This window comes from Martelella sp. (genome assembly GCF_984369615.1).
The window spans coordinates 1-6,667 of sequence record NZ_CFHTCS010000246.1 but is presented as its reverse complement, the minus strand read 5'-3'; the positions used below and the strand labels follow the sequence as shown (position 1 = coordinate 6,667).

7 protein-coding genes are annotated in these 6,667 nt (G+C 64.9%); 4 read left to right on the top strand and 3 right to left on the bottom strand.

Features of this window, described 5'->3' with window-relative positions; genetic code table 11:
* The 3 genes from AC5DC2_RS17020 to AC5DC2_RS17010 form a co-directional block, all read left to right on the top strand.
* Positions 1–309, top strand: a 309-nt coding sequence (locus AC5DC2_RS17020; RefSeq protein ID WP_491699336.1) for an acetate--CoA ligase family protein, incomplete at its 5' end; no start/stop codon positions are given.
* Positions 306–1,463: an acyl-CoA dehydrogenase family protein gene (locus AC5DC2_RS17015; RefSeq protein ID WP_491699335.1), complete on the top strand. Its 1,158-nt coding sequence runs from the start codon at positions 306–308 to the stop codon at positions 1,461–1,463. The genes AC5DC2_RS17020 and AC5DC2_RS17015, both read left to right, overlap by 4 nt.
* 12 nt (positions 1,464–1,475) lie before the next feature.
* Positions 1,476–2,561 (top strand): acyl-CoA dehydrogenase family protein, encoded by a 1,086-nt coding sequence (locus AC5DC2_RS17010; protein WP_491699334.1) that lies wholly within the window; start codon positions 1,476–1,478, stop codon positions 2,559–2,561.
* 70 nt (positions 2,562–2,631) lie between these two features.
* Here the strand turns inward: AC5DC2_RS17010 and AC5DC2_RS17005 are convergent, their stop codons facing one another.
* Genes AC5DC2_RS17005 through AC5DC2_RS16995 form a run of 3 tightly spaced genes read right to left on the bottom strand, consistent with a single transcriptional unit; the run spans position 2,632 to position 5,352 of the window.
* A complete protein-coding gene (locus AC5DC2_RS17005; protein WP_024706483.1) occupies positions 2,632–3,393 on the bottom strand; it encodes an SDR family NAD(P)-dependent oxidoreductase in 762 nt (253 codons plus the stop codon).
* A complete protein-coding gene (locus AC5DC2_RS17000) occupies positions 3,390–4,340 on the bottom strand; it encodes a 3-hydroxyacyl-CoA dehydrogenase family protein (protein WP_491699333.1) in 951 nt (316 codons plus the stop codon). Before AC5DC2_RS17000 ends, AC5DC2_RS17005 begins: the two co-directional genes overlap by 4 nt.
* Before the next feature lie 31 nt (positions 4,341–4,371).
* The gene (locus AC5DC2_RS16995) at positions 4,372–5,352 is read right to left on the bottom strand and encodes a LacI family DNA-binding transcriptional regulator (protein ID WP_491699332.1); all 981 of its coding nucleotides are present in this window, start codon (positions 5,350–5,352) and stop codon (positions 4,372–4,374) included.
* 230 nt (positions 5,353–5,582) lie between these two features.
* On the opposite strand from AC5DC2_RS16995, the gene AC5DC2_RS16990 reads away from it, so the two are divergent.
* On the top strand, positions 5,583–6,667 hold a 1,085-nt coding region (locus tag AC5DC2_RS16990), incomplete at its 3' end, for a thiamine pyrophosphate-binding protein (RefSeq protein WP_491699331.1).

The window sequence follows — 6,667 nt, the reverse complement described above, 5'->3', positions numbered from 1 at the left end:
GTCGGCGTCGGCGGCGTGATGACCGAACTGCTGAACGATGTGGCGCTGCGCCGCGCCCCGCTCAGCCGCTCGGACGTTCGCGAGATGATCGACGAAACCCGGCTTGGGCGGCTGCTTGCCGGTTATCGCGGGGCCCCTGTAGCCGATCGCGCGGCGCTGGAGGACGCGATCCTGCGGCTTTCCGCCCTGTCTGTCGCCCACCAGGATGCCATTGAAAGCATCGATATCAACCCTGTCCTCGTCCTGCCTGAAGGCGAGGGCTGCGTTGCCGTCGATGCGCTGATTGTCAAACCGGAGGACGAGGCGTGACCGATCTTCTGAATGCAGCCGAGGACAGCGCGTTTCGCGCCGAGATCCGCGCTTTCGTCGCGGCCGAACTCGACCCCTCGACAAGAGCGAAAGTCTCGCGCGGCAGCCCGCTTGCGCGCGAGGATTTTCTGCACTGGCACGAGAGCATGCACCGCAAGGGCTGGGTGGCGCCGGGCTGGCCGGCAGAACATGGCGGCCCCGGCTGGACGGCGCGGCAGCGGCTGATTGCCGATGAGGAGATGTTCCGGCTTAACACGCCGCCGCTGCCGGGTTTCGGGCTGAAGATGATCGGCCCGATCCTGATCCGCTTCGGCAGCGCCGAGCAGCAGCAGCGTTTCCTGCCCCGCATCCTGTCGTGCGAGGACTGGTGGTGCCAGGGGTTCAGCGAGCCGGGGGCCGGTTCCGATCTCGCCTCGCTGCGCACCCGCGCCGTCAGGACTGACGGCGGCTGGCTGGTTTCCGGCTCCAAGACGTGGACGACCTATGCGCAATACGCCAACTGGATTTTCTGCCTCGTGCGCACCGATCCCGAGGTCAAGAAGCAGCAGGGCATTTCGATGATGCTGATCGACATGGCGGCAACCGGCGTATCGCGTCGCCCGATCAGACTGATGGACGGGACCGACGAGGTCAACGAGATCTTCCTCGACAATGTCTTCGTGCCCGACGATCTGGTCGTCGGCGAGATCAACAAGGGCTGGACCTATGCCAAGGCGTTGCTGGAGCATGAGCGGCTGGGGATCGGCGGCGTCGGACGCTCGAAACATCTTCTTTCGCGCGTGCGGGAGATGGCAGACGCTGTCGGCCTCAGCGACGATCCGGAGATTTCCGCAAGGCTTGCCTCCTTCGAGATCGATATCATGGCGATCGAGGCCACCACGCTGCGCCTTCTGGCCGCTGCCGAGGCGGGCCGCACGCTGGGCGCGGAAACCTCGCTTCTGAAGGTGAGGGGAACCGAAGTGCAGCAGGGGCTGACCGAACTGATGCTGGATATCGCCGGCCCCGCCGCACTGCCGGAAAGCGCTGGCGACTGTGCCGACGCCCTTCTTGCCAATGTCGCCTATCAGTTCCTGAACTGGCGGAAACTGTCGATCTATGGCGGCAGCAACGAAATTCAGCGCAGCATCCTGGCTGGCCAGGTCTTGGGACTTTGAGGGAAAAGCCGCATGATACGTTTCGAACTTCCGACGGAAGAGGCGCTGCTGCTGAAGGATACGGCGGAGCGCTTCGTTGCCGACAATTACGCTCTGGAGCAGAGGGCAAAGGCCCTTTCGACCGCGCCGGGCGATGTGCCGCGGCACTGGGCCGAAATGGCCGAACTCGGCTGGCTCGCGGCCTGCGTGCCGGAGGAAGCCGGCGGCCTGGGCCTGACGCCGGCGCAGATCGTGCCGATGATGGAGGTGCTGGGCGCAGGCCTGGTCCTGGAGCCCGTCGGCGCCGTCAGCCTCGGCTGCGCCGCCATGCTGGCCCGCGCGCTTTCCCCCGGTGACGCGGCCGAAAGACTTGCGCCGCTTCTTGCCGGCGAGACGATCGAGGTCGTCGTCGCGGGGCGGGATGGCGCACCGGTTCCGGCACGGCGGGAGGGCGATCGCCTTGTCCTTTCCGGCACTTCTCCCGCCGTGATCGGAGCCGCCGCCGCAGACGCCTTCTGGGTCGTTGCGGAACTGGACGGATCGCGCCTTCTGGCGCGCGTCGCTGCCGCAGACATGGCGGTGACGCCATGCCGGCTTGTCGATGGCCAGGCCGCCGCGCAGGTGTTTCTTGACGATGTGACGCTGCTGGCGGCCGAGGCGATCTCCGGCTGCGACGCGGCATTGGAGTTTGGCGGCGATCTTGCGCTTTTAGGTGTGCTTGCCGAAACCTCAGGCGTGATCGACGCCCTGCACAAGGCAACGCTGGACTATGTCCGGATGCGCGAGCAGTTCGGTCGCCCGATCGGCAAGTTCCAGGTGGTGCAGCACAAGATGGCTGACATGTTCATCGCCTGCGAGGAGGCCCGCTCCATGGTTCTCCTGGCGGCCGAAGCGATGGAAAGCGATGACGCGGCCTTCCGCGCAAAACTGGTCTCAGCGGCACGGGTGAAGGTTTCGGATGCGGCGCGCGCGGTGCTCCGCGATGCCGTGCAGCTTCACGGCGGCATGGGCGTTTCCGACGAGCTTGCCGTCGGCCACATGGTCAAGCGCCTTCTGGTCCTCACCCAGACCGGCGGAAGCAGGGCGGCGCATCTCAAGCGCTTTGCCAGGGCGGCCTAATCATTTGTCCTCGGTATAAGCGGTTGCGGCGCGTTCCGCGGTCAGGCGATATCGCCTGACCGCGTTTTCGCTACAGCGTCATGCCGCCATCGACCACCAGAACATGACCGGTCACCATGCTGGCCCCGGCGCAGAGATAGAGTACGGCTTCGGCGATATCTTCCGGCTCCGAGCGGCGCTTCAAGACGGCGAGATCGCGGGCCCATTGCTTGCGCTCCTCCGGCCAGTCGTCGGTCCAGGGGGTGCGGGTCTGGCCGGGGGCGACCGCGTTGACCCGCACCTCCGGCGCAAGGCCGCGCGCAAGGCTTCGGGTCAGGCTGACCAGTCCGGACTTGCTGGCGGCATAGGCGATGGAACTGCCCTGCTGGCCGATGCCGGCGATCGACGCCATGTTGACGATCGCGCCGCGACTTTGCTTCAGAGCGGGCGCGGCGGCATGGGCGCAGCGGAACGGGCCGATCAGGTTTGTGCCGAGCAAGAGCTGCCAGAAATCCTCCGTCATCCTGTCCAGATCGGAGGGCGGAATCTTGTCCCTGGTGCCGGATGTGCCGGCATTGTTGACGAGATAGTCGAGCCCGCCCATGGTCTCAATGGCGGTTTCGACCATGGCTTCGGCATTGCCGGGGATCGAGATATTGCCGGGCGCCGCGACCACGTCCAGCCCCTGCGCCTGCAACTCGGCGACCTTCTCCGGGCCCGCCGGGTCACCTTCCAGATGGTTGATTGCAACCTTTGCGCCCATTTCGGCCAGCATCGTCACCGTTGCCAGCCCGATGCCCGAGGCGCCGCCCGTCACCAGCGCGCGTTTTCCCTTGAGATCGGCCTTGATCATTCCTGTCCTCCCGTGATCCCTGAAATCATTGCCTTCAGCCGCAGCAAGCCGAGATCGCGCCTTCGCAGCAGTTCTTCCACCGGTTCTTCACCATAGTCGTAGAAACCCTTGCCGGTGCGCACGCCGGTTCGTCCTTCTTCGATGAGGCGGGCGAGGGAGGGGCTGTGTCCGGTGTTTTCCGGCGGCTGATAGGTGCGCGCGGCAAGCCCGTTGCGGATCATTTCAAGCCCGGTGTAATCCATCTTGCGCATATGGCCGAGCAGGGCCAGGCGATCGACCAGTCCGTGCCGGATCGAAAAGTCGATATCGGCAGCACTCGCCCACCCCTCATCGATCATGCGCAGGCATTCCAGATTGAGCGCTGCCTGCAGCCGGTTGGCAATGTAGCCGGGCACCAGCCGGTCAAACACCAGCGGCGCCTTGCCGAAACCCGCGTAGAGCGCGCGCAATGCCTCGATTATCCGAGGGGCGGTCGACGGACCCGGCGCGATATCCACCAGATCGACGATATAGGGCGGCGAATACCAGTGCGCGATTGCCGCGTTTTCCTGCCGTGATGACGGGATCAGGGGAAAGATATCGAGATAGGACGTATTGGAGGCGATGATGGCCGAAGCCGGGGCGAAGCGGTCGATCTCCCCGAAAACGGCGCGTTTCACCTCGGCCTTTTCCACCACGGCCTCGACGATCAGATCGGCATTCGCGACAGCTTGTTCGATCGCGTCTGCGCGGAGCACGCGGTTGCGCGCAGCCTCGGCCTCGTACGTCGATATCGTGCCGGCCTCGCAAAGCGTGTCGCTGGCCGTGGCGATCAGGGCAGGCGCCCCTGCCAGCACTTCGGCAGAGGCATCATGCAGCATCACCCGGCATCCGCCCAGCGCATGCACCAGCGCCAGCGCATGGCCCATGGTGCCGGCGCCGATCACGGCAACTTTTTCTATCGACATCGGGCCTCCGCTCCCTTTTCTCCAACCTTCGTCAGGTCGTGGCGCGCACGATCAGTTCCACGCCGAGGTCGAGGTTCTCCCGCTCCGCGTCGTCATGTCCGATCCGGTCCAGAAGATGCTCCGCCACGGCCTTGCCGATCTTTTCATGCGGCGGGCGGATTGTCGTCAGCGGCGGGTTGGTGCAGGCCGCGATATCGAGATCGCCATAACCCAGAACGGCAATATCCTCGGGGATGCGAAGCCCCAGGCGCGCCGCCTCGAACATCGCGCCGACGGCGAGCATGTCGCCGGAGAAGGCGATTGCCCAGGTGTCGGGCTGCCGTTCGAGAACCTGCCTGAGCGCGATGCCGCCTTCGGCGATATCGCGACCGGCCGCGGTGATGACCAGGGGGCTGTGTCTGCCATCTTCGGCGAACCGCGCCGTAAATCCTTCGGCACGCGCTGCCGCGCGAGGATCGCTGGAAAGGATCGCGCCGACATAGGCGACCTTTTCAAATCCGCGTTCGGCGAAATGGCGCCCTGCCAGTTGCCCTGCCCTGCGGTTGGAAAAGCCGATCGCGCTGTCGATCGGGCGCTCGTCATGATCCCACATTTCCACCACGGGGCAGGCCGCCCCGGTGAGCATGGCGACGGTGCCGCGCGTGTGGTCGCGGCCGGTGACCACGAGCGCCGCCGGATTCCAGCTGGCAAAGGCGGCAACGATCCGTTCCTCGCGCTCGATGTCATAGTCATGCTGGCCGATCATCATCTGATAGCCGGCCTCCTCGAGAATGGCCGACATCCGGTCGAGCGTTGCGGCGAAGAACGCGTTGGTCAGGCTCGGTACGATCACGCCGATCAGCGGCGAGCTTGTGCCGGCCAGGCTGCCGGCAATCCTGTTCGGGGCATAGCCCAGACGTTCCGTCGCCTCGCGAACCAGCGCGAGACGTTTTTTCGAGACGGTTTCGGGCGCCTTGAGCGCGCGCGATACGGTGGCAAGCGAGACGCCGGCGACCCGCGCGACCTCTTCCATCCTCACCCGCCTGCCGGCGAGTTGCATATCGTCCTTTCGCGGCACGACTTGGTACTTTCGGTTCGTTTCAGTTCGTCAGCGACGATATTAGCGGCGTCGCTATCAATTGCAAACGAATTCATTTTAAACTTATTGTCTGTCATTTTTGTCAAATGAGTATTGATTTACAATAAACAATATGGAATCACTCATTTTTGAAAGCGCTTTCAAAAATGGAGGAAATAAGCGATATGTCGGAAAACGGTCAGGCCGCCATGAACGGCGCGCGCTATATCGCGGAATCCTTCGGGGCGCTCGGCGTCACCCACGTCTTCTTCATGGATGCGATCCTCCGCCCGACGCTGGTCGAGATGGAGGAGCTCGGCATCAAGCGCATTCTGGCGCATTCGGAAAAATCCGCCGTCTATATGGCCGATGGCTATGCGCGGGCGAGCAACCGCGTCGGGGTCTGCATGGCGCAGTCGGTGGGCGCGGCGAACCTGGCCGCGGGTCTTCAGGACGCCTATCTGCACCGTGCGCCCGTGGTGGCGCTCACCGGACGCAAGGAGCCGATGCTGCGCTACCGCAACGCCTATCAGGAAGTGCCGCATGCGCCGTTGTTCCAGTCCGTTACCAAGGCCAGCATGGATGTGACCGAGGCGCGCGAGCTGCCGCATCTCCTGCCGCAGGCCTTTCGCATGGCAACGGACGGTTCGCCGCGACCCGTCCATCTGGACCTGAACGGGCTTGGCGGGGAAATTATCGAAAAGGGCATGGTGCCGTCGCCCGTTCTGCCCGACCCGGCGCTTGGCCGGCTGCCCGCGCATCGCCCGGTCGCATCGAGAGCGATGATCGAAGCGGCGGCGGCGCGGCTTGCAAAGGCCGAGCGGCCGGTGATGGTGGTCGGCGCCGGGGCGATCCAGGTCGAGGCCCATGCCGAAATCCGCGCCTTCGCCGAAGCCTGCAATATTCCGGTGGCGACCTCGCTTGGCGGACGCACCATCGTGCCGACGACGCATCCGCTGCATATCGGCACGGTCGGCACCTATTCCGCGCCGCCGGGAAACCGGCTCGTGCATGAGGCCGACCTCGTGATCTATATCGGCTGCCATGCCGGGGACCAGCCGACCAATAATTACACCGTGCCGGCTCAGGGGACGGCGATCATCCAGATCGATCTCGATGGCCAGGAAATCGGCCGCAACTATGCCGGCGTCACGGCGGTCTGGGGCTGCCCGCGCCAGGCGGTAATAGACATTGCCGCCGCAGTGACCCCGCGGGCGGCGTGGGCGGATTTCGCCGCGCATGCGATGGCGGAAATCGCCGAATGGCGGCG

Coding starts and splice junctions, on each gene's coding strand:
- AC5DC2_RS16995 (WP_491699332.1), bottom strand. CDS start 5,352: ATGGAAGAGGTCGCGCGGGTCGCCGGCGTCTCGCTTGCCACCGTATCG.
- AC5DC2_RS17010 (WP_491699334.1), top strand. CDS start 1,476: ATGATACGTTTCGAACTTCCGACGGAAGAGGCGCTGCTGCTGAAGGAT.
- AC5DC2_RS17000 (WP_491699333.1), bottom strand. CDS start 4,340: ATGTCGATAGAAAAAGTTGCCGTGATCGGCGCCGGCACCATGGGCCAT.
- AC5DC2_RS17005 (WP_024706483.1), bottom strand. CDS start 3,393: ATGATCAAGGCCGATCTCAAGGGAAAACGCGCGCTGGTGACGGGCGGC.